Below are 21728 nucleotides of genomic sequence, written 5' to 3'. Positions count from 1 at the left end.
GAACTCTCAGCTTCGCCGATCAGCCGGGCTACCGTGACGCTCATTACGTGAAAACGACGGCGTAACATCGGTACTACGCACATAGCCAACCACACAGCGCTCAGGATCGACAACGTCACTCAACACATCTTTCCATTTAACGGAGTTAAGCAGTACATGGGAAGAATCACTAAATTCCAGCCAACCATTCTCAACCATCGCTTTCACTTTACGGCGCACTGTTTCATAGGGAATACCGGTAGCGATACTGATAGAGTGGTTATTACACGAAAAGCCTGCGACTTGCTGACTATCTTCCGCCTCTTCACGCTGACGTAGTGCCCAGAGTGAGATCACATTAAAAATAATGGCCGATTTAATATCACCATCAAAGACTCGATAACAACGAATCAAAAAGTCAGTTGAAAAAGACACAAATCCCAGCTTTTGAGCTAATTCATCAGCATCATAACTGGCACGCAAACTAGTCGGCATAGCCTCTCCTGTATATGTATTTTTTGTTTGAACAGAACCACCCGGGTTCAAAGTCGCCTTACCCATTTTTGCCTCCTCACTGTATTTTTGCGTGAAACATTCATTTCACATTCAATTTACCTAATCAGAGGCAAAAGCAAACAGACATCTCATTTTGAGTAATAAATAGAACATATACTATTCTGTCCCCAAACGACAACAAAAAACCTGATATTACCCAGAATTAATGGCCTGAGAAATATTTTTGTCATAATCCTCCGCCATACTCCTTTAAGTTAAGTACAAAAAAGGATTTAAACAATGTCAATGAACACAACTGAACATCAAATCGGCCAATTACTTCGGGATGGCCATAGTCCAGATCAAATCAAAATGATGATTGATCTACCTTCTGAACAGATAATGAACCATTACAACAGCTATATTAAACAGCGTAAAACACAGCAATTAAAAGCTTCAAGTCAGCATAACCAAGCCGCTTACGCGATGAGCCTACGCCCTTAAATAGCGGCGTTATTACTATCTCCCTCTTTATTGATTCAGCTTCGATTCAGACCTTTTGAGGTATTTACTTTGGTATAGTCAAACGCATACACTGCGATGACTAAAATTCCGGGTCGGTTAAACGACAGCTATTAACGGATACTAAAAAAGGTGAAGGTGATATGAAAAAGACAATGATTCTGGCAGTCACTGCCATGCTAATGACCCCTGTTGCAGCGATGGCTGAACGTGATGGTGCAACGCTATATAACACTAAGTGCATGGCTTGCCACATGACCGGTGCCGCAGGCGCACCCATCGTTGGTAAAGCTGATCAATGGGCTCCTCGTGCCGCCAAAGGTATTGACGCACTGCTTGTTAGTGCAACCAATGGCCTGAATGCAATGCCACCTAAAGGCACTTGCATGGATTGTACTGAAGGCGAACTGAAAGGCGCTATCCAGTACATGATCGACCATTCTAAGTAATCGCTAAAACACCGATTCCAAAGATAAAAAAAACCGGCGCCTTAGCCGGTTTTTTTTCGCCTTACTATGGTCAAATATTGATCAACCATTTTACCAACAGTGCACGTCAGCCAATCAAAATACATCCTGCGGCTCTAGTGGCCCAAAGTCCTGATCATCCGCCCCTTGGGTTTGTAGCTTTTCAAGTTGCTCAGGATCATCGCCTTTCTGAATAATGATCTCAACCCGACGGTTCATACTGCGGTTTTCAGCGGTATTATTCGGTGCCAAGGGTTTAGTATCAGCATAACCAATAATGGTGAAGCGCGACTGGTCAATACGCGGATCAGCAAACAGCTCATGTCCAACCGCCAGTGCCCGCGCCGTTGATAGTCCCCAGTTAGATTCATACATTCCCCCGGAGACCGGGATATTATCGCTGTGCCCTTCAATCGCGACTTTACCACCGACATTTAGCAACACATCACGGATCTTGGCAATCACCGGGATATAGGCAAACTTAAGCTCCGCAGAGCCCGAATCAAATGAGCCTTTCTCTTTCACCCGGATAACAATCTTACGACCGTCAGTATCGATCTCCACACTACCCTGGCCGATCTCTTGGCGTAGCGCAGCGGCAAACTCAACCGCTTCTTTTTTTGCCTGCGCTTCAGCCTGAGCTTCCATCTGCTCTAACATCTGCTGCAGCTGATTGGCCGTTTCACCCTCAAGCTTCTCTTGAACCTCAGACTCACCCTCTTTGGTTCTAACATCCAGTGTTTGCAGATCGTTATTAAGCGTCATCTGCCGCACTTCGTTGAGCGGCGTAGGCTCTGGTCGCCCCGGACTAAACTCTTGAGCAATAATACTGGTGCCCTTGGGAATATCTTCTACTTTAACCTGATTTTGCACCCCAAATGCTTCACGCATAGAGCCCGCTAACTGTTTGAATTTAAGTACATCCATCTCGGAAAATGACAGTAGCAGTACGAAAAAACACATCAACAGTGACATTAGGTCGGCGAAAGTCGCCAACCAACCCGGTAAACCGACTGGACAGGGGGGGCATTCGAGTTCTTCATCGCTCATCCGTGTATACCCCTTTAGCCTTGTTCAGCGGCTACGGCACGCTTAGATTCCGGCAGGTAGTTACGCAGCATCTGCTCAATAACCCGAGGGTTCTGACCCGCCTGAATCGCCAGCAAACCATCGATAATCAACGCCTGATTAAGCGCTTCTTCATCTTTACGAATAGACAGTTTATCGGCAATCGGCAAAGCAATCATGGTGGCAATCATCGCGCCGTATAGCGTGGTCAGCAGCGCCACCGCCATCGCCGGACCGATCGATTTAGGGTCAGACATATTCGACAGCATCTGTACCAGACCCACGAGAGTCCCGATCATGCCCATCGCCGGCGCCACATCGCCCATCGAGCTAAATACGCTAATTCCGGTCTGATGACGATCGTTGGTGAGTTTCATCTCTTTATTTAACAGCGTTTTTACGATATCTGGATCATGCCCGTCTACCAATAACTGAATGCCACGCTGCATAAAATCACTACTCACCTCTTTATCTTCGAGGGAAAGCAGACCACCTTTACGTGCCGCATCAGCCAAATCAACCGTTTCAGCGATAATATCTTCTGGACTGACGGACTTAAACAGAAACGCCTTCGCCGCGATTTTACCCACCCCGAGAAACTGCCCCAAGGTGAACTTCATCAGCACCACTAACAGCATGCCTCCGATAACGATGAGTAACGACGGTACGTTGAAAAAGACACCAGGATCACCACCCAGTACCATGGCGGCAATAACAATGCCTAATGAGCCAATTAACCCAACCAGTGTTGCTAAATCCACACAAATCCCCTTCGTGTATCGACATGCCAGCGCCTAAAAGGCCTGACCAATCTCACGTTATCGCCCGTATAGCGGTAAAACTTTAACCGGATAATAGCAAAATTTTAACCGGGTTCCCCTATATCACCCTGTTTAGAGTACAATTTATTCGCTTGATTGACCCTGACCGGCCTGTCCGGTAACTTGTCGCCTTTAAAACGGCTCCAATCCCCGACGGTATGCTCTATGTGCGCAAAGAAAAAAACACCCGATTTTGAAACATCGCTGGCAGAATTAGAATCCATGGTTAACCAGCTGGAGCAGGGCGAACTATCGCTAGAGCAATCGCTGCAAACCTTTGAACAGGGCGTGCGCCTTACCCGCGACTGTCAGACTATTCTCGCCGATGCGGAACAAAAGGTGCAGATGCTAATTCAGCAGAACGGGGAGTTAAAAGAAGCGCCCTTTATCCTGCCCGAGGAATAAGCCGATGGATGCTAAGCCTTTGTTGCAGCAGTACCAGCATCGGGTAGAGCAACACCTGAACACGGTTTTAAACCACTCAAGTGATGCTGATAAAGTGCGTCAGGCGATGCAATACTCACTGTTTAATGGTGGTAAGCGGGTGCGTCCCGTGCTGGTCTATATGGCCAACCAACTACTTGATGGCTCGTTAGCACAGGCCGACGCAGCAGCCTGCGCCATCGAATGTATCCACAGCTACTCACTGGTTCACGATGACCTACCGGCGATGGATGATGACGAGCTACGCCGCGGCAAACCCACTTGCCATATCGCCTTCGATGAAGCCACCGCGATTCTTGCTGGGGATGGTTTGCAGGCTCTAGCCTTCCAGCTCCTAGCCGCCGACAACAATTTACCCGCAGAAATCAACCTGCGTATGCTGCAAATACTCGCCCGCGACAGTGGCTATCAGGGCATGGTGGGCGGTCAGTCGATCGACCTCGATAACGAAGGCAAGCAAATTAGTATTGCACAGCTCGAGCTGATGCATCGCCATAAAACCGGTGCACTAATCAATGCCAGTATCGAAATGGGCGCGTTATCCAGCACCCACGCCACCCCCGCCGACCTGCAAGCCCTGAATAGCTATTCCCGCGCGATCGGGCTGGCATTTCAGGTGAAAGACGATATTCTCGATATAGAAAGCAATACCGAAACACTGGGTAAACCCCAAGGCTCTGACCTGCTGCATGAGAAGTCTACCTACCCTGCTCTCTTGGGTATGGCCGGCGCCAAGCAGAAACTCACCCATCTTAATGAACAGGCCCACGCCAGTATCGACTATTTTAAAGATGCAGCTGCGCCGCTTCACTGGCTCGCTGACTACATTGTTGAGCGCCAGTATTGATCACTATGTTTTATGCCCTACCGGTGAACCGTCCGGACACCCCGCTGCTAGACAGCCTTAACTCACCTGCGCAGCTGCGACGACTGACGGCGGAACAACTGCCGATAGTGGCCGAACAGCTGCGCGCCTTTTTGCTATTTGCGGTCGGCCAGACGGGGGGGCATTTTGGTGCCGGATTAGGAGTTACCGAACTCACTATCGCGTTGCACTATCTACTCGACACCCCCAATGATCATCTAATTTGGGATGTTGGTCACCAGAGTTATCCCCATAAAATCCTCACCGGGCGCCGGGAAGCACTGCTAAGCATCCGTCAGAAAGATGGCTTAGCGCCATTTCCTCGTATCAAGGAAAGTCCCTACGATAGCTTTGGCACTGGCCACTCAAGCACCTCCATCAGCGCCGCTCTCGGGATGGCTCTCGCTGATCGACTACAGGGGTTGCCTCATAAGACCGTTGCCGTTATCGGCGATGGCGCGATGACCGCCGGTATGGCCTTTGAAGCGCTTAACCATGCCGCCCACACCCATGCCGATCTATTGGTGATTCTGAATGATAACGACATGTCGATCTCGCGTAATGAAGGCGGGCTGGCAACCTATCTGGCGAAAAATCTGAAGGATAAGATGGCCGCTACTTCAGCATCCCTTTTTGAAGCCTTAAATTTTCATTATAACGGCCCGATAGATGGCCATGATTTCAACCAGCTACTGCCTGCGTTGCAACACTCGCTAAACACCCCCGGGCCCCAGTTTCTCCACATCACCACGATTAAAGGTAAAGGCTTTGCGCCAGCCGAAAAAGATCCGGTTGGCTATCATGCCATCACCAAAATCGAGCCGCTCACCCAAACTAAAGCAGGCACACCTAGCCCGGCAGCGAAAAAAACCAATTACGCCAACATCTTTGGCCGCTGGATCTGCGATTTAGCTGAACAGGATAGCCGTACCGTAGCGATTACGCCGGCGATGAGTGAAGGCTCGGATCTGATTGAATTTTCGCAGCGTTTCAGCGACCGTTTCTTTGATGTCGCCATTGCGGAGCAACATGCCGTAACACTGGCCGCTGGTATGGCTTATCGGAAGATGAAACCAGTCGTGGCGATCTATTCCACCTTTTTACAGCGTGGCTATGATCAGTTCATTCACGATGTCGCCATCCAGGATCTAGATGTGCTGCTGGCAGTGGATCGGGCGGGACTGGTTGGCGAAGATGGCGCAACCCATGCGGGCTGCTTCGATATTAGCTACCTGCGCTGTATTCCCGGCATGGTCATCATGACCCCGGCAGATGAACAAGAGCTGTGCAACCTGTTACAAACAGGCTATGAGCATCTAGGACCCGCGGCGGTTCGTTATCCGCGCGGAAAAGGCCCTGGCCACAGTGTAACGACCTCAGCCAGCGTGCCGTTAGGTAAGGCCCGACTGTTACGCCAAGGCGAACAAGGAGTGATCTTAAACTTCGGCCCGTTGCTGCCCGCCGCTACTGACGCGGCAAAACAGCTCAACCTATCACTGGTGGATATGCGCTTTGTTAAGCCCCTCGATCAGGCGCTGATCGATCAGCTGGTGTTAACTCATCCACTGCTGATTACCCTTGAAGATCATGTCGTGGCAGGAGGCGCCGGAGCGGCCGTCGGTGAGTATCTACATGCGCAGCTATACAGCAACCAGCTACTCAGTCTTGGCATCCCTGATCGCTGGATCGAACATGCCACTCGCGCAGAACAACTGACCGAATGTGGCTTAGACAGCCAAGGCATTGTCGCTGCCATTAAGCCATATCTACCGCTACCCTAATCCCTGCCTGCCTTCAGGCTCAGTTCGCCCATCATACGATTGGGACATAAAAAAACCGGCTTCAATAGCCGGTTTCTTTTATTCTTTTGATTCTTTGTCAGAACCGTCATCTTGAAAGTGATGTTCACTCATCAGATGACCAAGCTTACCCATCTTGGTTGCTAAGTAATGTTCATTATGGCGATTTTTACCCACTTGCAACGGCACACGGGCTGCGACTTTCAGGCCATACTCTTCTAAGGCCTTCACCTTACGTGGGTTGTTAGTCATCAACTTAACGCTATCGACACCCAAGTGCGCGAGCATCTTTTCACACATACTGTAATCGCGCATATCAGCGGCAAAGCCCAGTTTCTCATTGGCTTCCACCGTGTCGGCGCCACCATCTTGCAGATGATATGCTTTAATCTTGTTGAGCAGCCCGATACCTCGGCCTTCCTGACGCAGGTAGAGCAATACACCACAACCTTCTTCGGTGATCCGTTTCATCGCTTCTTGCAGCTGAAAACCGCAATCACAACGCAATGAGAACAGTGCATCCCCGGTCAAACACTCGGAATGGATACGTGCCAATACCGGCTCTCCGGTACTTAGGTCACCAAAGGTCAGTGCCACATGCTCTTTCCCCGAAGCTAGGTCTTCAAACCCAACCATTGTAAAAACCCCCCAAGGGGTCGGCAGCTTAGACGATGCGACATACTTGACTGACACTAAGGTATTCCTTCGAAAAAATAAGGCGGCTATTTTAGCAGTGATACGGCGTTGGACATACCCCTGTAATGGGGGCAATCACAGATTATTAAAGGTGTAGGGGGTTAATATTACGCTTGCAGCTGAAGATTTACCTGTCGCGGTAGCATTACCTGAACCTCAAGACCACCTAACTGCGCGGAAGAACCAAGCGTAAAACGCCCCTGATACTGACGCACAATCTCACTGATAATGCTCATACCCAGACCATGGCCACTGGTCGACTCATCAAGACGTTCCCCACGGTTCATCAGCTGTTCACGCTTATCGGCAGCAATACCTGGGCCATCATCTTCCACCACTAATTCGAGACAATGATCATCCATATGGGCTTTGATACGAATCTGACTGGTCGCCCATTTACTGGCGTTATCCAATAGATTACCCATTAATTCGACCAAATCATCCCGCTCGCCGGGAAAATAGCTTTTAGCGCTGATATCGAGTTCAAACACCAACGCCTTCTCTCGATAGATCGCTTTGAGCGTGCGGGTGAGTTTTTCCAGCTCCTCACCAATATAAATTCGCTGCCCCGGCAAAGCAGCTCCGGCAATTCGCGCCCGGGTCAATTCACGCTCGATCATCTCCCGCAGGCGCTGCGATTGCTCTTTAATGCTCGAACCTTCTGCAACGCCCTCTTCGAGTAAGGTGTCTATATGGCGATCAATGACCGTCAGAGGGGTTTTAGCCGCGTGGGCCAGATTACCGACAGCATTACGAGAACGCTGCAGACGCAGCTCCATATTCTGTACCAGATAGTTAATCTCGGTGACCAACGGTTCAATTTCGGTGGTATTACTGGGTGACAATTGCCGAATATCACCGGTTTTCAAGCGCAGAATATCCTCCTTAACCTCGGTCAGCGACGCTAACCCTCGGCGAATAATAAAGATCTGCAGCGCCAGCAATATAATTAAGCCAACAATACCGAGCCCGGCCAGCAACCAGCCCAGCTGAGCCAATGATTCCTCAATACGACTGATATCTTCCGCGAGTATCACCTGTATCTCACGGCCCTGCTTCATAAAAGTTTTAGCATATACCAGAGTAGGTTTATCGTTCTGCTGAATCAGGCGTATATTTTCCTGACCAATATCGAGCCCGGCTTTGGTGGGGATTTGGCCGTCCCAAAGAGAGCGGGAAAAAAACCACTTACCATCAACCGACACTTGAAAGTAATGCCCAGACATCGGCTGTTGATACACTGACGAGGTGTTATCAGCATTGATGCGCCAACCATCACCAATATCCATCTCAACTGCACGCAGCACCGTATAGGCATCGCTGGACAAACGGTTAGCTACAAAATCGTAGGCCATCTGCCGTAGAAACCAACTTTGCCCCACCCAAAACAGGGTAAACAGAATTAGCGTGACCGCAATAAAATTGATATTGAGGCGGGACTGAATCGATTTCAACGGGCGACTCCAAAAACATACCCCTGACCCCGTTTGGTCGAAATCATTTCATGGCCAATTTTCTTACGCAGCATTTTGATATAGGCCTCAACCACATTACTGTCGTTCTCGGCACAATCGTCATACATATGCTCGACCAACTGCAGCTTCGATAACACTCTGCCGGGGTTATGCATCATATAACGCAGTAGGCGGTACTCAGTGCCGGTCAACGCCACTTCAGCACCATCCCTTATGACGGACTGAGTATTCTCATCCAAGGTCAGCCCTGAGGCTTCCAACTGCGAGGTAATCTGTTGATTGGCGCGACGCAACAAGGCGGTCATTCGCGCCAGCAATTCTTCAGTATGAAACGGCTTAGGCAGATAGTCATCCGCCCCAGCATCGAACCCATCGACCCGTTCTTGCCATGCACTGCGTGCGGTTAACACCAACACGGGAATATTATTCTTCTCAGCGCGCCAATGGCGTAACACCTCAAGCCCTGAGCGATCCGGTAAACCTAGATCGAGAATAACCAGATCATAGATATCCTCTTTGCCCATCGTTTCACCGTCGACACCGTTAACGGCCAGATCCACCGCATAACCATGTTTACTCAATGAGCTTTTCAGTTCAGGCCCGAGCGCCGCATCATCTTCAACTAACAAAATACGCATCGACTCACCCTTCCTGTTGCATATTAAGGATGGCCGGATCGACCACCATACCATTGCGCGCATCGACATAAAGCATCGAGACCATGCCATCCTTTGCCGCAATTTCCATCTCATAGATATAGGCGGGGCCTTTCTGTAATAGCTGGGTATCAATAATTTTCCCCTCGGACAGAGTGCTCACCAGTCGCATCAGCTCACTCATCGAAAGGATCTCACCCGCTTCCATCAGCTCTCGGCAAGCCTCGACATCCAGCGTTTTAATGCTTAAGTCACCGCTATACAGTGGCGTTGATGCCAACAAGAATAACAATACAATTTTTTGGATCATGGCTTTCATAATAGCTCCACTGCTAACGTCGGCTCACCTCACGTCAATCTATACGCGAATAGGGTTGCTCTGCAATACCTGCCTTATGTTCAAGACAGCCTTAACTCTTTGCAACCGTGGCTGCCGCTGATATTCCAACGCTTTGTTACCAAGCCTGTTGCAAGCGAAATGGCCAGCGGAAAATGGTCCATAGAGGCCAACACAGCCGGATGACAGACAGGTATACATACTGAGTAATAAAGATTAGCAGGGGTGTCTGAACTCAAACTGAAAAGGAATTTCGCCCACCAACGGCAAGGCGAAATTAGCCGAAAGGTAACTTAAAGATATACCGCCAGCAACTGGAGTACCACCAATGCCATCACACCGGCCAGCACATCATCGAGCATAATCCCCATACCGCCTGCGACTTGCTTATCTGCCCAGCTAATCGGCCAAGGCTTGAGGATATCAAAGAGACGGAACAGCACAAAACCGATCACAATCCACAGCCACCCAGGCGGTGCGGCAAACATGGTGATCCAGTAACCGACAAACTCATCCCAAACGATACCGCCATGGTCATGCACGCCCATATCCTCTGAAGTTTTACCACACAGATAGATACCCACGACAAAGGTAACCAGTAATACAACCGCATACCAAAATAGCGACAACGGTTGAATCAACAGAAACAGGGGAATCGCCGCTATCGTACCCGCGGTTCCTGGGGCCCAAGGAGATGCGCCACTTCCTAAGCCAAAGGCTAAAAAGTGGATAGGGTTTCGCCATACGGAAGGCGGTGCCTGATTCATCGGTTTACACCCTATGTTTGTTGGTGAAATGATTATAGCCTTGAGGCTCAACCGGCCAAACCCGACCGCCCTCAGAGAACAACATACCGGGCTTGGCTGAAATCTGCCCGATGCAGGTTACCCCCACGCTGTGCTCGCGCAGCGCCCAACCCAACTTAGGTTCCAGCCTCGCGGGGGCCGTAAAGCAGAGTTCGAAATCTTCGCCGCCGCTCAGCGCCCACTCCCGGGACTGGGCTTCACCTACCCACTGATGCAGTTCTGCCGACACCGGCAACTCACCGGGATTGATCATTGCCCCGACCTTGCTAGCCACAAGAATATGATTCAAATCGGCCAGCAGACCATCGGAGATATCGATCGCCGCAGTCGCGAACTCGCTGATTAACAGTCCAGTATCAATACGGGGTTCAGGGTGATAGAAACGGTGTTGTAGATAGGGAACTTGCGGGCCGTGGACATTCTTCAATAGGCTTTCCAGCCCACCTTTTGAATCCCCTAATGTACCGGTCACAAAGATCCGATCACCGGGACGGGCGCCACTGCGTAACAGCGCCTTATCCGGATAGGTCCAACCGTGCACCTGAATACTCAGGGTCAATGGGCCTCGGGTGGTATCACCACCGACCAATTGCACACCATATTGACGAGCCAATTCAGCCAACCGGACACTAAACGCCTGCAGCCAGATCGCATCGGTTTTAGGCAACGTCAACGCGAGAGTAAAGAAAGCCGGAGTGGCCCCCATCGCGGCGAGATCACTAAGTGCCGCACCGAACAACCGAGAAGCAACTTTATCGCCGCTCGTTCCCGCCAGAAAATGGACACCTTCAACCATCGTATCGATTGAAAGCACCAGATCTCGATTAGCGGGCGGCGCAACCACCGCGCAGTCATCGCCCACGGACAGCCGAACCGAACCGGACTGATCTACTCCCAGTGCAGAGAAGTAGCGCCGAATCAGTTCGAATTCATCGCTAATCATAGACGAATTAACGGCTACGTTTCTTAGCGTTGATCTCAGTCATACGTACCCGGGCAGCCAGCTTATCAAGAATACCGTTAACGTATTTATGACTTTCCGCAGCGCCAAAGATTTTCGCCAGATCAACACTTTCATTAATCACAACTTTGTAAGGCACGACGATGCGGTGAATCAGCTCAAAACTACCGATTCGCAATACTGCTCGTTCGATGGGATCGAGGTCATCCAACGCCCGATCCAAGAACGGCTCGTAGGCACGATCCAGTTCGGCAGTATTGGCCGGGACACCATGCAACAGCTCACTGAACAGGTCCAGATCGGTACCAGACATATCGTTGTCCATACGGAACTGCAGTTCAATATCGGTCACCGAATTACCGGACATTTCCCATTGATACAATGCCTGCAAAGCAAAGCTACGGGCCGCACGACGCATCTCAGTGTGGGATGGTTTTTTCTGTTTTTTAGGCGTACCAGTGTCGCTCATCTTAAACCTCAAGCTGACGCAGCAAACTAACCATTTCCAGCGCAGACAAGGCAGCTTCTGCACCTTTATTGCCTGCTTTAGTGCCGGAACGCTCAATCGCTTGCTCTATAGAATTAACGGTTAAAATACCGTTTGCCACGGGAATGCCATATTCCAAACCAACCTGAGCCACACCTTTAGAGCTTTCACCAGAAACATACTCGAAGTGCGGCGTACCGCCACGAATAACCGCACCCAGCGCGATAATGGCATCATCTTTTTTCTGCGCAGCCACTTTTTGCACCGCCAGAGGGATTTCGAACGCACCCGGCACCCGCACAACGCGGATCTTATCAGCCGCAATACCATGACGTTTCAAGGTATCAATTGCGCCTTCCAACAGGCTCTCAACGACAAAGCTGTTAAAACGACCGACAACAATCGCGTATTGACCATTTCCGGTCAGAAAATCACCTTCAATATACTGAACTGACATATTCTTTACTCTTCGCAAGCAATGTAATCGACAATCTCCAGATCGAAACCGGAGATCGCATTGAATTTCATAGGTGAACTGAGCACCCGCATTTTTCCTACGCCCAGATCCCGGAGAATCTGAGAGCCGGTTCCAACCGTGAGATAGGACCCTGAAGCACTAATATTGTGCTGACGGATTTTCTTACCGGTATTGAGCATCTGATTCAGAGCATCACCCAGATCAACCCTAACGCCAGTATCCAACAACAGCACGACACCCTTGCCTTCCTCAGCCACTTTTTTCAGTGCCCGACGCATCGTCCATTTCAACTCTTCTTCAGGCGCCGCACCGACAACGTCGCGCAACACTTCAGTCCGCAGATGTACCCGCACTGGCGTTGGCTCTTCTGGAGTAATCGTCCCCAGTGTGAGTGCCATATGAGTACAATCCTGAATTTCATCACGGAAAGTTACATAGTTAAAATCACCGAACTCGGTCGCCAAGACACCTTCACCGTCACGCATCACCGTATGTTCATTGATGGTACGGTAGTGGATCAGATCGGCAATGGTACCGATTTTTAGATTATGCTTCTCAGCAAATTTTTCTAAATCAGGACGACGCGCCATCGAGCCGTCATCATTCATGACTTCCACAATCGCCGCCGCTGGCGTCAAACCCGCCAATCGCGCTAGGTCGCAACCCGCTTCGGTGTGACCCGCGCGACTCAAAACACCGCCGGGATCAGCCATCAATGGAAAAATGTGCCCCGGTTGAACAATATCTTCTGGCTTAGCACTTTCGCGTACCGCAGTACGTACCGTATGCGCACGATCGGCCGCCGAGATACCGGTGGTAACACCTTCAGCTGCTTCAATCGACAGGGTAAAGTTAGTCGAAAAAGCCGCACCATTGGATTGTACCATCAGCGGCAATTTCAATTGTTTACAGCGCTCACGGGTCAAGGTCAGGCAGATCAAACCACGGGCATGGGTAGCCATAAAGTTGATATCTTCAGTGCGCACCATCTCGGCCGCAATCAGGATATCGCCTTCATTTTCCCGGTCTTCGTCATCCATAAGGATAACCATTTTGCCCTGACGGATATCATCGATCAGTTCCTGGGGGGTATTTAATTCCATTAAACTAAAGCCTCTGTTGCCGTATTAGCGGCGGTTCAGGAAACCAGCACTCGCGAGGGTAGCCATACTCACCCCGCCCACTGCTTCCGTTATATTATCATCTGTGTAATTGATCAGACGCTCCATGTAACGGGCAATAATATCAACTTCCAGATGTACTTTTCGGCCAGACTGGTAGCTGGCTATTATAGTTTCTTGCGCTGTATGAGGTACAATATTCAGATCAAAAACATGGCCATCAACAGCATTCGCCGTCAGACTGACACCATCCACGGTAATCGAACCTTTTGCCGCGATATAACGCGCAATCCCTTTTGGCGCACTGATTTTATAGCGAATCGAACGCGCATCGGTTTCCACTGAGATCACTTCGCCGAGCCCATCCACATGACCGGTCACAATATGTCCGCCAAAACGGGTAGTCGGTTGCATCGCTTTTTCTAAATTCACTCGCTCGCCCGGCACCACGCTTGGAAACCGCGTGTGCACTAGGGTTTCTCGTGACACATCGGCCCAAAAACCATCACCGGGCAGCGCTACCGCGGTTAAACACACGCCATTTACGGCAATACTGTCACCGAGTTTAACATCGGACAGATCCAGATCACCGGTTCGGATATACAGTCGCAGATCGCCCTGCACCTCTTCGGCGGCGGCAACAACGCCAACCGCTTCAATAATTCCGGTAAACATCTTTATTTCTCCTGCCGAGGAATCAACGTCAAGCGAACATCATCGCCCAACACTCGACTATCGATCAGCTTAAATTGTTTCTGCTGGCTCATTTTATCCAGCGGTAATAAAAACATCGGCCGAGCATTGCTGCCCAGTAGTTTCATGGCCTGATACAGCACCAACTCATCCACCAGCCCGGCTGCCATAAAAGCACCCGCGAGGGTCGCACCGGTTTCGACCAACACTTCATTACATTCTCGACAGGCAAGTTCCTGCAACAACAGAGGCAGATCAATCGCCCCATTGTGGGCCGCTAACGTTAACCATTCAACATTCTTATATGCCGAAATAAAAGCGGGGGCATCGACACAGCTAACAATCAGGGTACGGCCTGGCAAACTAAGCAACTTCGCCTGTTCGGGTATCCGCGCCGAACTATCCAAGATCACTCGTAACGGCTGGCGCTGAGCGACTTCAGCCGCATTATCCAGCCCTAGTTCGGCTGGCCGTACCGTTAATGAGGCATCATCGCTAATAATCGATGCCACGCCACTGATCACCGCAGAACTACGAGCCCGTAACCGCTGCACATCCTGTCGTGCTAACGGTCCGGTAATCCACTGACTTTCACCGGAAGCCATCGCCGTACGTCCATCGAGGCTCGCCGCCATTTTTAGACGCACAAAAGGTCGCCCTATTGCCATACGGTTAATAAAGCCGGGATTGAGCTGACGACACTGATCCTCCATCAACCCGCAACGCACGGCGATGCCCGCCTGCCGTAGTTTTTCTAACCCATTACCCGACACCTGCGGATTGGGATCGACCATGCCGACAACAACTTCAGCGACTCCAGCCTTAATCAAGGCATCAGCACAGGGTGGCGTTTTGCCAAAATGACTACAGGGCTCCAAAGTAACGTAGGCAGTACAGCCTTTGGCCTGATCTCCGGCCTGACGTAGGGCGTTAACCTCCGCATGGCCTTCACCGGCTTTACGATGATACCCCTGTGCAATCAGGTTGCCATCTTTAGCCAGCACACAGCCAACCCGCGGATTTGGCTCGGTGGTATACAGCCCCTGCCAAGCAAGCTTGACGGCGAGGGACATAAATTGGTGATCTGCAACGCTCCAGTCTGTCATCCTGATTACTTGGCCTTCACGGCGTCCTCTTTCTTCTGTTCTGACAAGCGATCGATCTCTTCTTTAAACTCATTGATATCCTGAAAGCTACGATACACTGAGGCAAATCGCACATAAGCGACTTGATCCAACTTACGCAGTTCATGCATCACCTCTTCACCCACGGAGCGAGAAGGTAGCTCACGCTCACCCGTCGCCCGCATACGCTGTTTAATACGGCTAATACAAGCTTCGATATCTTCGACACTAACAGGTCGTTTTTCAACAGCTCGTTGGATACCGGCACGTAGCTTATCTTCATCGTAGGGTTGGCGGGTGCCATCGGCTTTAATTAGACGGGGCATCAGAAGCTCAGCGGCTTCATAGGTGGTAAAACGTTCATGACAGGTGATACATTCGCGCCGACGGCGAATCTGCTGTCCTTCTGCCACCAAGCGGGAATCGACCACCTTGGTTTCATGAGCATTACAGAACGGACAGTACATATATCATCCTCAAAGAGCGTGGCTGTGCTAGCAGCCAAAAAAGAGCGTTTTAATGCTTAGATAAACACTTCTAACCGGTCATTTAACAGCGCTTATATAAACAACCGGGGCGCACAAGGCGCCCCGATAGAGAAACAGATCGTCAATAGTGCCTATTGTAACGGTTTACTTATAAACCGGGAAGCGGGCACAGATATCCAAAACGTTCTGTTTAACAGTGTTAATCACATCTTCGTTATCGATGTTATCCAGCACATCGCAGATCCACTGAGTCAATTGCTCAGCTTCCGCTTCTTTAAAGCCACGACGGGTAATCGCAGGTGTACCGATACGCAAACCAGAAGTCACAAACGGAGAACGCGGATCGTTTGGCACTGAGTTTTTATTCACGGTGATGTTTGCCCGACCAAGCGCTGCATCAGCATCTTTACCGGTATATTCTTTACCGATCAGATCGACCAAGAATAGGTGGTCATCGGTGCCATCAGAGACGATTTTAATACCGCGCTCTTTAAACACTTTAGCCATGCTCTGAGCATTTTTAACAACCTGAGCCTGATACGCTTTCCAATCATCCTGCATCGCTTCTTTGAAGCATACCGCCTTAGCAGCGATAACATGCATCAACGGACCACCCTGAGATTCAGGGAAAACCGCAAAGTTCAGCTTTTTCTGCAAATCTTCATCCGCATTAGCCGACAGAATCAAACCACCACGAGGACCACCGAGGGTTTTATGCGTTGTCGTTGTTACCACATCCGCCACGGATAATGGGCTAGGGTAAACACCCGCCGCAACCAAGCCAGCAACGTGAGCCATATCGACGAACAGATAAGCACCCACTTTATCGGCGATATCACGGAAACGCTGCCAATCAACGATACGAGAGTAAGCAGAGAAGCCCGCCACGATCATTTTGGGTTTGTGTTCCAGCGCCAAACGTTCAACTTCAGCGTAATCGATCTCACCAGTTTCAGCATTCAAACCGTACTGAACTGCATTGTAGATACGACCCGAAAAGCTAACCGCGGCACCGTGAGTCAAGTGACCACCGTGAGCTAAGCTCATGCCCAACACAGTATCACCCGGCTGACACAGCGCCATATAAACAGCGGCATTAGCCTGTGAGCCTGAGTGAGGCTGGACGTTAGCATAGGTTGCACTGAACAGCTCTTTAGCGCGATCAATCGCCAGCTGTTCAACCACATCAACATGCTCGCAACCGCCGTAGTAACGCTTGCCAGGGTAACCTTCCGCATATTTATTGGTCAGCTCAGAACCCTGTGCTTCCATTACCCGTGGGCTGGTATAATTTTCAGAAGCAATCAGTTCGATATGCTCTTCCTGACGCTTGGCCTCAGCCTGCATCGCAGCATATAGATCTGGATCAAAACCAGCGATAGTCATCTCTTTGCTAAACATTAGCGGTCCCCAAGGTTGAGATTTACACCGGCCCGGCTACCGTGCTGTCGCAGCAACGATCTTCAGGGCCTTGGAAAAGCCGCGTATTATAGTCGAATTTATATACAAAACGCACTTGAAAGTGAGTCAGTTAAGAGAGAATTTCGTTCATAAAGGCGATATTCCCAACAACGGCACGCTATCGGGAATATCGTTTCGTGGGCGCGACCCTATTCGATCGCGATAGTGACGTTGGAAGGCTGTTGTTGCTGAACTTTAGGCAGTGTCAAATTCAACACGCCGTCATCAAAGCTAGCTTTAATGCCAGCAGGGTCAACATCGGCACCGACACTCAAGGAGCGAACAAATTTACCGTAGTGGCGTTCTTGGCGAATTAACTTGCCATCTTTTTCCTGTTTGTCTTCCTGTGTCGTTTCGGCGCTGATCGACAACACCCCATTTTCCAACGCGACATTGATATCTTCTTTTTTGATACCCGGCAGATCAACCCTCACCAAATATTGACCTTCGCCATCATGCACATCAATAGCGGGCACTTTATCGCCAGTTTCCGCACGCTGTACCGGGCGAAAGAAATCATTAAAGAATGTATCGTCAAATAAACTATTAAAACGTGTCAGATTGTTCATCTCTCGGTCCTCCCAGTCATGATTAAAGTGATGCACCCTAAGATGACAACGCCGCCGGCGGTTCTTTCAGCGCGTTAAGCGACAGACCAATAAGCCCTTATTAGCTCGATAATTAGCGCCCCAGCAGCCTTCGTCACCCGGTGCATCCTTAGTGTAGAAAGCTCATTTCAGATTCTCCAGTGGCTTTTTTGACCTATATCAAATAGCAATAAACTCTTTGTAGGGCTAAGATATGCGCAGTTTTGAGATAACAGAAAACAGGTTGTGTAATGGCTCAGTACGTTTACAGCATGAACCGGGTCGGCAAAGTAGTGCCCCCCAAACGCGAAATACTAAAAGATATCTCCCTGTCCTTCTTTCCTGGCGCCAAGATCGGCGTATTGGGCCTGAACGGGTCGGGTAAATCCTCCCTACTCAAAATCATGGCGGGTTTAGATAAAGAATACCTTGGTGAAGCACGGCCAATGCCGGGCATCAATGTCGGCTATCTGCCTCAGGAACCACAACTCGATGACAGCAAAACCGTCCGCGAAGTGGTTGAAGAAGCCGTTGCTGATGTAAAAGAAGCACTGGATGGACTCGAAGGCGTCTACGCAGCCTACGCCGAACCCGATGCTGATTTTGACGAATTGGCCAAACAGCAAGCTCGCTATGAAGATCTCATCGCGGCGAAAGACGGCCATAATCTGGACGTCATGTTGGAACGGGCCGCCGATGCAATGCGTCTGCCACCGTGGGATGCAGAAATCAAAAACCTTTCCGGGGGTGAACGTCGCCGTGTGGCGCTCTGCCGCCTACTGCTCGACAAGCCCGATATGCTGTTGCTGGATGAGCCGACCAACCACTTGGATGCTGAATCGATCGCTTGGATCGAACGTTTTCTTCAGGAATACCCCGGCACCGTAGTGGCCATCACCCACGACCGTTATTTCTTGGATAACGCAGCGGGCTGGATTTTGGAGCTCGACCGTGGTCGCGGCATACCTTACGAAGGCAACTACTCTAGCTGGCTAGAGCAGAAAGATAAGCGCCTAGAAATGGAATCCAAACAGGAAGCGGCCCACCATAAAGCGGTCAATGCCGAGTTAGAATGGGTACGTCAGGGGCAGAAAGGCCGCCAGGCTAAATCAAAGGCCCGTCTGCGCCAGTTTGAAGAGATGAACTCCCGTGAGTTCCAAACACGCAACGAAACCTCTGAAATCTATATTCCACCAGGGCCTCGTCTGGGCGAGAAAGTAATTGAACTGCATAATGTGACCAAATCATTTGGCGACAAAGTGCTGTTTGAAGACCTATCACTGACAATTCCGCAGGGTGCCATTGTCGGCATCATCGGTGGTAACGGTGCGGGTAAATCAACCCTTTTTAAAATGATTACCGGGCTGGAACAGCCAGATGCTGGCACCATTGAAGTTGGCGATACTGTCAAGCTAGCTTATGTCGATCAAAGCCGTGATCTAGCGGGCAACAAAACCGTCTGGGAAGAGATTTCTGAAGGGCAGGACAATATTGTTGTAGGCAACTACACCACCTCGTCCCGCGCTTACTGCGGCCGTTTTAACTTTAAAGGTGCCGATCAGCAGAAATTTGTTAAAGATCTGTCCGGCGGTGAACGTAACCGATTGCATATGGCGAAACTGCTCAAAGAGGGTGGTAACGTACTGCTACTCGATGAGCCAACCAACGATCTGGATGTCGAAACTCTGCGAGCACTGGAGGAAGCTTTACTGGCATTCCCAGGTTGCGCCGTGGTTATCTCCCACGACCGTTGGTTCCTCGACCGTGTCTGCACCCATATGCTGGCCTACGAGGGCGACTCTAGCGTGCAGTTCTTTGAAGGTAACTACACCGAATACGCCGAAGATTACAAAAAGCGTTACGGTAAGGATCATCAGCCAGAACGTATCAAGTATAAGCGCATCGCTAAATAAGCGCGCCCGCCGCCTTATCAGCATATTAAAAACCGGCCCCGTGCCGGTTTTTTAATATCTCAAGCTGTGTAAACCAATTGATGTTCTCTGTAGAACAGATATTCTTAACGTAATAGCAGGAGAAAACTATGACTGATCGGCGACGTTTCCAACGCATCACCTTTGACGCAGACTGCGAAATTCAAACCGCAGATAATAGCTGGCCCATCAAGCTGATTGATATCTCATTTCAAGGCGCGCTAACATCGGTGATCGCCCCTGCACTATTGGACATAGGCGATGCTGCGGAATTAGTGATTCGCTTGTCTAATGATATCGTTATCCGCATGCCCGTGATTCTACGTCACCACCTTGGCACCTATCTAGGCTTTGAGGCTCAGACGATGGAGCTAGAAAGCCTAACCCACCTGCGCCGCCTAGTTGAGCTGAACTTAGGCTCTGAAGTGCTACTCGAAAGAGAGCTAGAACACCTCAGCGCAAAAGAGTAACTCAGAGCGCATCTAGTGCTTCCGATAGCTGACTAACCCCTACCACCGTCATCCCCTCCGGCGACCGCTTCGGCACATTAGCCTTAGGCACAATGGCCCGACGGAAACCATGTTTAGCCGCTTCTTTAATCCGTTCTTGCCCATTGGGTACTGGCCGTATCTCGCCGGACAAGCCGACTTCACCAAAGGCAATTAGATCTTGCGGCAAGGCTCGATCACGAAAGCTCGACACCACCGACAGTAATAATGCCAAGTCGGCGCTGGTCTCTAATACTTTGACACCACCGACCACGTTAACGAAAACATCCTGATCGCCGGTTTGCAGCCCACCGTGACGATTCAAAACCGCCAACAACATCGCTAGACGGTTTTGCTCTAGCCCTACCGCTATGCGGCGTGGGTTATTCACATGACTCTGATCCACCAGCGCCTGCACCTCGACCAACAGCGGCCGCGTTCCTTCCCATACCACCATGACCAAGCTGCCGGGGCTAGGCTTATCACCGCGACTCAAAAAGATCGAACTGGGGTTTTTCACCTCTTTTAAACCTTGCTCTAACATCGCGAACACGCCCAGCTCATTCACCGCGCCAAAGCGATTCTTATGGCTACGCAGGGTACGAAAACGACCATCGCTATCCCCCTCAAGTTGCAACGAACAATCGATCATATGTTCCAGCACTTTTGGTCCAGCGAGCGAGCCATCCTTGGTCACATGACCCACCAGAAATAGCACCGTGCCGGTCTGTTTGGCAAACCGAGTCAAATAAGCTGCTGCTTCACGCACCTGTGAGACGCTACCCGGGGCCGATTGCACATCATCCACATGCATCACCTGAATCGAATCCACCACCAGCACTTTCGGTTTGAGCTGCTCGGCGATAGTACAGATCTGCTCAACACTGGTTTCTGACAGCATCTTCAGATTCGTGGTGGTCAGCCCCAAACGCTGCGCCCGTAAGGCCACCTGCTGTAATGATTCCTCACCGGTGACATATAACGCAGGCATCTGCTGTGCTAGATGGCACATAGTCTGTAATAACAGCGTACTCTTACCCGCCCCCGGATGGCCGCCGATCAAAATTGCCGAGCCGGGCACTAGCCCGCCACCCAATACCCGGTCAAGTTCACCCGAGCCCGAAGCAAAGCGCGGCATATCCGCCAGATTAACTTCCGATAAATCTTGCACCTTGGCTAGGCCACCTGCGCCCGCATAGCCTTCAAACCGCGCGCCTCGTGCGGCACTAGGTTTGGCGCTGCCGAGGCGCACTTCGGTCAGGGTATTCCACGCATGGCAGGCGCTACATTGCCCCTGCCATTTAGAATAATCTGCACCGCAGTCATTACAGACATACGCACTCTTTGCCTTAGCCATCGGGCTCTCCTCTCAAATCAGTCAGCGCATTCTAGCGGAAGCAGCGGCAGCTTGTACAAAAGAGAACTTTATTTCTGCCGCTGAAGGGCTACAATCTAGCGCACAAGAATCGACCTAAAACG

Annotated in this window: 25 protein-coding genes; 7 read left to right on the top strand and 18 right to left on the bottom strand. The window is 50.4% G+C overall.

Annotated features, from left to right (window positions below):
- Positions 1-6 precede the first annotated feature (6 nt).
- Positions 7-474, bottom strand: coding sequence for a hypothetical protein (locus ACN0T0_RS12535; RefSeq protein ID WP_417226567.1), 468 nt, complete (start codon positions 472-474; stop codon positions 7-9).
- Positions 475-774: 300 nt separating this feature from the next.
- Here ACN0T0_RS12535 and ACN0T0_RS12530 point away from each other — a divergent pair, with 300 nt between their 5' ends.
- Positions 775-978, top strand: a complete 204-nt coding sequence (locus ACN0T0_RS12530; protein ID WP_417226565.1) for a hypothetical protein — start codon at positions 775-777, stop codon at positions 976-978.
- 161 nt (positions 979-1139) lie between these two features.
- A complete protein-coding gene (locus ACN0T0_RS12525; RefSeq protein ID WP_417226563.1) occupies positions 1140-1445 on the top strand; it encodes a c-type cytochrome in 306 nt (101 codons plus the stop codon).
- A gap of 114 nt (positions 1446-1559) precedes the next feature.
- Here the strand turns inward: ACN0T0_RS12525 and ACN0T0_RS12520 are convergent, their stop codons facing one another.
- Both ACN0T0_RS12520 and pomA read right to left on the bottom strand, forming a co-directional pair.
- Complete coding sequence (locus ACN0T0_RS12520) at positions 1560-2513, bottom strand: flagellar motor protein MotB (RefSeq protein ID WP_417226562.1); 954 nt, start codon at positions 2511-2513, stop codon at positions 1560-1562.
- 14 nt (positions 2514-2527) lie between these two features.
- Positions 2528-3292 (bottom strand): flagellar motor protein PomA, encoded by a 765-nt coding sequence (gene pomA, locus ACN0T0_RS12515; RefSeq protein WP_417226560.1) that lies wholly within the window; start codon positions 3290-3292, stop codon positions 2528-2530.
- Between the two features lie 225 nt (positions 3293-3517).
- On the opposite strand from pomA, the gene ACN0T0_RS12510 reads away from it, so the two are divergent.
- The 3 genes from ACN0T0_RS12510 to dxs are packed head-to-tail and all read left to right on the top strand — an operon-like array spanning position 3518 to position 6442.
- Complete coding sequence (locus ACN0T0_RS12510) at positions 3518-3757, top strand: exodeoxyribonuclease VII small subunit (RefSeq protein ID WP_215952165.1); 240 nt, start codon at positions 3518-3520, stop codon at positions 3755-3757.
- Positions 3758-3761: 4 nt separating this feature from the next.
- Complete coding sequence (locus tag ACN0T0_RS12505) at positions 3762-4643, top strand: polyprenyl synthetase family protein (RefSeq protein ID WP_417226558.1); 882 nt, start codon at positions 3762-3764, stop codon at positions 4641-4643.
- Positions 4644-4648: 5 nt separating this feature from the next.
- Positions 4649-6442: a 1-deoxy-D-xylulose-5-phosphate synthase gene (dxs, locus tag ACN0T0_RS12500; RefSeq protein WP_417226610.1), complete on the top strand. Its 1794-nt coding sequence runs from the start codon at positions 4649-4651 to the stop codon at positions 6440-6442.
- A gap of 78 nt (positions 6443-6520) precedes the next feature.
- Here dxs and ribA read toward each other — a convergent pair whose 3' ends face one another.
- The 14 genes from ribA to ACN0T0_RS12430 all read right to left on the bottom strand — a co-directional run bounded on the left by ribA (position 6521) and on the right by ACN0T0_RS12430 (position 17812).
- Entirely contained in the window at positions 6521-7153 is a 633-nt protein-coding gene (gene ribA / locus ACN0T0_RS12495; protein ID WP_417226556.1) for a GTP cyclohydrolase II, read from the bottom strand.
- A gap of 110 nt (positions 7154-7263) precedes the next feature.
- Complete coding sequence (locus ACN0T0_RS12490; protein WP_417226554.1) at positions 7264-8610, bottom strand: ATP-binding protein; 1347 nt, start codon at positions 8608-8610, stop codon at positions 7264-7266.
- Positions 8607-9269 carry a response regulator transcription factor gene (locus ACN0T0_RS12485; RefSeq protein ID WP_417226552.1) on the bottom strand — a complete coding sequence of 221 codons (663 nt, stop codon included), beginning with the start codon at positions 9267-9269 and terminating at the stop codon, positions 8607-8609. Before ACN0T0_RS12485 ends, ACN0T0_RS12490 begins: the two co-directional genes overlap by 4 nt.
- Positions 9270-9273: 4 nt before the next feature.
- Positions 9274-9606 carry a PepSY domain-containing protein gene (locus tag ACN0T0_RS12480; RefSeq protein WP_417226550.1) on the bottom strand — a complete coding sequence of 111 codons (333 nt, stop codon included), beginning with the start codon at positions 9604-9606 and terminating at the stop codon, positions 9274-9276.
- Between the two features lie 311 nt (positions 9607-9917).
- Positions 9918-10391, bottom strand: a complete 474-nt coding sequence (locus ACN0T0_RS12475; protein ID WP_417226548.1) for a phosphatidylglycerophosphatase A — start codon at positions 10389-10391, stop codon at positions 9918-9920.
- 4 nt (positions 10392-10395) lie between these two features.
- Complete coding sequence (thiL, locus tag ACN0T0_RS12470; protein ID WP_417226547.1) at positions 10396-11373, bottom strand: thiamine-phosphate kinase; 978 nt, start codon at positions 11371-11373, stop codon at positions 10396-10398.
- Positions 11374-11380: 7 nt separating this feature from the next.
- Entirely contained in the window at positions 11381-11860 is a 480-nt protein-coding gene (gene nusB / locus ACN0T0_RS12465; RefSeq protein ID WP_417226545.1) for a transcription antitermination factor NusB, read from the bottom strand.
- Position 11861: 1 nt separating this feature from the next.
- Complete coding sequence (gene ribE, locus ACN0T0_RS12460) at positions 11862-12335, bottom strand: 6,7-dimethyl-8-ribityllumazine synthase (RefSeq protein ID WP_417226543.1); 474 nt, start codon at positions 12333-12335, stop codon at positions 11862-11864.
- A 5-nt stretch (positions 12336-12340) separates the two neighbouring features.
- Positions 12341-13459 (bottom strand): bifunctional 3,4-dihydroxy-2-butanone-4-phosphate synthase/GTP cyclohydrolase II, encoded by a 1119-nt coding sequence (gene ribBA, locus ACN0T0_RS12455; protein WP_417226541.1) that lies wholly within the window; start codon positions 13457-13459, stop codon positions 12341-12343.
- Positions 13460-13483: 24 nt separating this feature from the next.
- On the bottom strand, positions 13484-14152 hold the full coding sequence (locus ACN0T0_RS12450) for a riboflavin synthase (RefSeq protein ID WP_417226539.1): 669 nt from the start codon (positions 14150-14152) through the stop codon (positions 13484-13486).
- 2 nt (positions 14153-14154) lie between these two features.
- On the bottom strand, positions 14155-15276 hold the full coding sequence (ribD, locus tag ACN0T0_RS12445) for a bifunctional diaminohydroxyphosphoribosylaminopyrimidine deaminase/5-amino-6-(5-phosphoribosylamino)uracil reductase RibD (RefSeq protein ID WP_417226537.1): 1122 nt from the start codon (positions 15274-15276) through the stop codon (positions 14155-14157).
- Between the two features lie 5 nt (positions 15277-15281).
- Positions 15282-15761 (bottom strand): transcriptional regulator NrdR, encoded by a 480-nt coding sequence (gene nrdR / locus ACN0T0_RS12440; RefSeq protein ID WP_417226535.1) that lies wholly within the window; start codon positions 15759-15761, stop codon positions 15282-15284.
- 165 nt (positions 15762-15926) lie between these two features.
- The gene (glyA, locus tag ACN0T0_RS12435) at positions 15927-17183 is read right to left on the bottom strand and encodes a serine hydroxymethyltransferase (protein ID WP_417226533.1); all 1257 of its coding nucleotides are present in this window, start codon (positions 17181-17183) and stop codon (positions 15927-15929) included.
- A gap of 209 nt (positions 17184-17392) precedes the next feature.
- Positions 17393-17812: an Hsp20/alpha crystallin family protein gene (locus ACN0T0_RS12430; RefSeq protein WP_417226531.1), complete on the bottom strand. Its 420-nt coding sequence runs from the start codon at positions 17810-17812 to the stop codon at positions 17393-17395.
- A gap of 269 nt (positions 17813-18081) precedes the next feature.
- On the opposite strand from ACN0T0_RS12430, the gene ettA reads away from it, so the two are divergent.
- Both ettA and ACN0T0_RS12420 read left to right on the top strand, forming a co-directional pair.
- Positions 18082-19743, top strand: a complete 1662-nt coding sequence (gene ettA, locus ACN0T0_RS12425) for an energy-dependent translational throttle protein EttA (RefSeq protein ID WP_417226530.1) — start codon at positions 18082-18084, stop codon at positions 19741-19743.
- Between the two features lie 128 nt (positions 19744-19871).
- Positions 19872-20231 (top strand): PilZ domain-containing protein, encoded by a 360-nt coding sequence (locus ACN0T0_RS12420; RefSeq protein WP_417226528.1) that lies wholly within the window; start codon positions 19872-19874, stop codon positions 20229-20231.
- 1 nt (position 20232) lies between these two features.
- Here ACN0T0_RS12420 and radA read toward each other — a convergent pair whose 3' ends face one another.
- Positions 20233-21606 carry a DNA repair protein RadA gene (gene radA, locus ACN0T0_RS12415; RefSeq protein ID WP_417226527.1) on the bottom strand — a complete coding sequence of 458 codons (1374 nt, stop codon included), beginning with the start codon at positions 21604-21606 and terminating at the stop codon, positions 20233-20235.
- Positions 21607-21728: the final 122 nt, after the last annotated feature.

It is taken from the genome of Amphritea sp., from assembly GCF_048266285.1.
Taxonomy (GTDB): domain Bacteria; phylum Pseudomonadota; class Gammaproteobacteria; order Pseudomonadales; family Balneatricaceae; genus Amphritea.
The sequence above is the reverse complement of the archived record's forward strand: the minus strand, read 5'-3'. Positions and strand labels throughout refer to the sequence as shown.

Coding starts and splice junctions, on each gene's coding strand:
- radA (WP_417226527.1), bottom strand. CDS start 21,606: ATGGCTAAGGCAAAGAGTGCGTATGTCTGTAATGACTGCGGTGCAGAT.
- ribE (WP_417226543.1), bottom strand. CDS start 12,335: ATGTCAGTTCAGTATATTGAAGGTGATTTTCTGACCGGAAATGGTCAA.
- dxs (WP_417226610.1), top strand. CDS start 4,649: ATGTTTTATGCCCTACCGGTGAACCGTCCGGACACCCCGCTGCTAGAC.
- ribD (WP_417226537.1), bottom strand. CDS start 15,276: ATGACAGACTGGAGCGTTGCAGATCACCAATTTATGTCCCTCGCCGTC.
- ACN0T0_RS12450 (WP_417226539.1), bottom strand. CDS start 14,152: ATGTTTACCGGAATTATTGAAGCGGTTGGCGTTGTTGCCGCCGCCGAA.
- ACN0T0_RS12420 (WP_417226528.1), top strand. CDS start 19,872: ATGACTGATCGGCGACGTTTCCAACGCATCACCTTTGACGCAGACTGC.
- ACN0T0_RS12475 (WP_417226548.1), bottom strand. CDS start 10,391: ATGAATCAGGCACCGCCTTCCGTATGGCGAAACCCTATCCACTTTTTA.
- ACN0T0_RS12530 (WP_417226565.1), top strand. CDS start 775: ATGTCAATGAACACAACTGAACATCAAATCGGCCAATTACTTCGGGAT.
- ettA (WP_417226530.1), top strand. CDS start 18,082: ATGGCTCAGTACGTTTACAGCATGAACCGGGTCGGCAAAGTAGTGCCC.
- ACN0T0_RS12485 (WP_417226552.1), bottom strand. CDS start 9,269: ATGCGTATTTTGTTAGTTGAAGATGATGCGGCGCTCGGGCCTGAACTG.
- glyA (WP_417226533.1), bottom strand. CDS start 17,183: ATGTTTAGCAAAGAGATGACTATCGCTGGTTTTGATCCAGATCTATAT.
- thiL (WP_417226547.1), bottom strand. CDS start 11,373: ATGATTAGCGATGAATTCGAACTGATTCGGCGCTACTTCTCTGCACTG.
- ACN0T0_RS12505 (WP_417226558.1), top strand. CDS start 3,762: ATGGATGCTAAGCCTTTGTTGCAGCAGTACCAGCATCGGGTAGAGCAA.
- ribBA (WP_417226541.1), bottom strand. CDS start 13,459: ATGGAATTAAATACCCCCCAGGAACTGATCGATGATATCCGTCAGGGC.
- nusB (WP_417226545.1), bottom strand. CDS start 11,860: ATGAGCGACACTGGTACGCCTAAAAAACAGAAAAAACCATCCCACACT.
- ACN0T0_RS12520 (WP_417226562.1), bottom strand. CDS start 2,513: ATGAGCGATGAAGAACTCGAATGCCCCCCCTGTCCAGTCGGTTTACCG.
- ACN0T0_RS12480 (WP_417226550.1), bottom strand. CDS start 9,606: ATGAAAGCCATGATCCAAAAAATTGTATTGTTATTCTTGTTGGCATCA.
- ACN0T0_RS12535 (WP_417226567.1), bottom strand. CDS start 474: ATGCCGACTAGTTTGCGTGCCAGTTATGATGCTGATGAATTAGCTCAA.
- nrdR (WP_417226535.1), bottom strand. CDS start 15,761: ATGTACTGTCCGTTCTGTAATGCTCATGAAACCAAGGTGGTCGATTCC.
- ACN0T0_RS12510 (WP_215952165.1), top strand. CDS start 3,518: ATGTGCGCAAAGAAAAAAACACCCGATTTTGAAACATCGCTGGCAGAA.
- ACN0T0_RS12430 (WP_417226531.1), bottom strand. CDS start 17,812: ATGAACAATCTGACACGTTTTAATAGTTTATTTGACGATACATTCTTT.
- ACN0T0_RS12525 (WP_417226563.1), top strand. CDS start 1,140: ATGAAAAAGACAATGATTCTGGCAGTCACTGCCATGCTAATGACCCCT.